4 protein-coding genes are annotated in these 2976 nt (G+C 54.3%); all 4 read right to left on the bottom strand.

The annotated features are described in order from the left end of the window. Positions 1-281: NAD-dependent epimerase/dehydratase family protein (locus PHH49_08740; protein MDD5489026.1), on the bottom strand; the 281-nt coding region annotated here is incomplete at its 3' end. 12 nt (positions 282-293) lie between these two features. After that, positions 294-1268, bottom strand: a complete 975-nt coding sequence (locus PHH49_08735; GenBank protein MDD5489025.1) for a glycosyltransferase — start codon at positions 1266-1268, stop codon at positions 294-296. A gap of 2 nt (positions 1269-1270) precedes the next feature. Next, complete coding sequence (gene rfbD / locus PHH49_08730) at positions 1271-2158, bottom strand: dTDP-4-dehydrorhamnose reductase (GenBank protein ID MDD5489024.1); 888 nt, start codon at positions 2156-2158, stop codon at positions 1271-1273. Beyond that, positions 2155-2976, bottom strand: an 822-nt coding sequence (locus PHH49_08725) for a class I SAM-dependent methyltransferase (protein ID MDD5489023.1), incomplete at its 5' end; no start/stop codon positions are given. The genes PHH49_08725 and rfbD, both read right to left, overlap by 4 nt.

Genomic DNA, 2976 nt, shown 5'->3' with positions numbered 1-2976 from the left:
TAACTGTAGGGGATCCCTATAAGCGCCGCGAGATGGAACACCACGTCCACGCCCTTCATGGCCTCCCGCACGGAGTTGATGTCGCGTACGTCCCCCATGAAGACATCCGGTCCGGCATCCCCCGCGCTGCAGGCAGTTTCAAGCCAGCCGTATGACCCCATGAAATTATATAGCACCATCGCCTTTACGTCGCATCCCAGCCCGATAAGAGCCTCCGTAAGATGGCTGCCGATAAAACCTTCCGCCCCTGTAACAAGTATTTTTTTACCCTTAAGGTCCATTTCCCTCTCCTCTTATTGTTCGTTGTCCGTCATCCTGCCGGAGAACATACATTTCTTGAACGCGGACTTCGCGCCATAATACGTTTTGCGCGCGAATTCGCCTAAAGCCGCGTTACGCCCGAACAACCTGGCAGCAGCCAGTAGCAGTAATGCCTTGGGGTTCCACGGTCCGACCGACAACGCCTTCCCCGCCCTTTCCCCGCCCTTATCATATTCACCCATTGACATGAACCCGGCGGCATGCCGGCAATATACGTTCACCAGCGCTTTTCGCCTCACACGGGCAGACGTGTTCGCGCGCCGCGCGAACGCCTTGTCCAGCATATACAATTGTTCTTTTTCCGAGAGTTCCAGATGCTTCATTATATATCGCCCCGTTACCCTGTACAGCGTGAGAGGTTCATCGATATACCCCGCCTCTCCCATCTCGGCCATGCGTAGCCACATATCCCAATCCGCCGGCATGAATATCCCCTCATCGAACGGCCCGGCCGCCTCCAGGCACTCTCTGCGCGCCACTACCGTGGAATTTATGATAAAATTATGCAGCAAAAGCCCGTCGGCGATCTGTCCTGACCTTTTCCACCTGCGATACCTGGCTATATGTATCGGCCTATCCTCACCGTCGATATAGCAGGCCGACGTATGTACGAACCCACAGGACGGATGCGCGTCAAGATACCCGACCGAACGCTCAATCTTTTCGGGCATATAAATATCGTCACAGTCCAAAAAAGCCAGGTATCCCCCGGTCGAGGCCTTTATCCCAACATTACGGGCGCTTGAGGCGCCTCCGTTGTCCTTCCGGATATACCTTATGCGCCCGCCGAACGCCTTCATCTTTTCGCCGGTATCGTCGCCGGACCCGTCGTCCACGACCAATACCTCGATATCCCGGAACGTCTGTCCAAGCACGCTGTTCACCGTCCTCACCGTGAGTTCGGCGCTATTGTACGCCGGGATTATAACGGAAACCTTCGCCCCCATGCTCAATCCTTGTCCTTATTTTCCTTTATGTACGCGGCGAGGGAATCCTCCCACACCGGCATAACATTCTCTCCCAGGAGCTCAAGTTTATAGTTCCTCATCATCTCGGACCTGGCGCGCGGAGCTGGAAGAGGGTATTTGTCCGAACCCACCGCTTTCATCGTTACCTTACCGGCCAGCCCCATGAACGACACGATCTTCTCGGCCATATCATACCGGGAACACGTCCCCTTATTGACCAGGTGATATGTCCCGTAGCGCCCCGTACCTATGACGCGTAATATATTCGCCGCGAAATCCCGGGTAAAAGTCGGCGTCCCGAACTTATCGTCCACTACCGTAAGCTCTCTCTTCCCGGCCTTGAGCTGCTGTATGATCTTATAGACGAACTTCTTGTCCAACTCCCATCCGCCCACCATCCATCCGGCCCTTACGATAAAATATTTCCCCAGATGTTCCCTTACGAACATCTCCCCCTGCAATTTACTGTGACCGTATATGTTGACCGGCCCAGGCTCATCGAATTCCGTATACGGCTCTTCCTTTTCACCGCCGAAGACGGCACCCGTACTTATATAAAGTAACCGCGCTCCGCAGGAAGCGCAGGCGAACGCCACATTCTCAGTACCAAGCGCGTTAACTCGGAACGCGTGGTCCGGGTCCTTTTCACAAAGGTCCACGTTGGTCTCTGCCCCGAGATGAAACACATGATCCGGCCGGGCAGACTCTATCTGGCGTCGCACTTCCTTGAGGTCGGTCACATCAAGCGCTTCTATGTCCGGAAGCCGCCTGTTTATATCTGTCAATATGAGTTCGTGCCCTTCCCGTCTCAATACCGGTATCACTTCGGCCGCCAGCATACCCGCCGCGCCGGTAAGGAATATTTTCATGATCTCCCCCCTCTTCCAGTGACGTTACCCTTTCTAGCGTGAACGATCAGGCTAGGCGCCAGAAATGTCATCTTCATATTTTTAAACACCACATGCTCTATCGCCCGGAGTATGGCCTTTTTCCATAATGGTTTCTTCCCGGCGGACCTCACATAACGGTAATGCTCCATACCCTTATCACTTATAACAAGCTCCGGATTCAGGTAATCCGGGAACCCATAATATACGTCACACTCCTCGAAACCCGCGCTTTTTAAAAGTCGGACAAGCCCCCTCTTTGAATGGGTCCACGTGCGGAACCTCCTGCCCCTGAATATAAGCGACATGGCGTCCTGCATCCACCTCGGCATGAACGCCACGAACCTCATGCCGGAATGCTGTTCCGGCATGCCGAGAAAATAAAAAAAGTCGTACCTGTTCTCTATCGCCAGGTACAGCGTGCCGTCATCCTTCATCGCGTGGTTAAGTTTAAGCAGGAGATCGCGCTGCACCTCCCCGGGGGACACCTCACGTTCACGTAACCTGCCGGGAAGAGCGCGCAGATTCCCCCATATCCCGCCGTTTTTCCTGAACGCGCCCACTTCTACATGCTCCGTTTCCGGCACCCACTCCAGGACCCCGTTCACTATTATCTTGTCAAAAACACCCTCATGGAGCTCTATTTTCCTAAGGTCGGCGCACACTATATGCAGGTTGGACAGGGCCTCTTCCCTTTTTCTTTTTTCAAGAAGCCTCAAGCTCTCTTCATTCTGGTCCATGCCCACTACAGTAGCCCCGGTCCTGGCGAGCGGCACCGTAAGCGCCCCCCACATACATCC

It is taken from the genome of Candidatus Omnitrophota bacterium, assembly GCA_028715965.1.
Lineage (GTDB): Bacteria > Omnitrophota > Gorgyraeia > Tantalellales > Tantalellaceae > JAQUQS01.
Note: the sequence above shows the minus strand (reverse complement) of the source record. Positions and strands in the feature narration are given on the sequence as shown.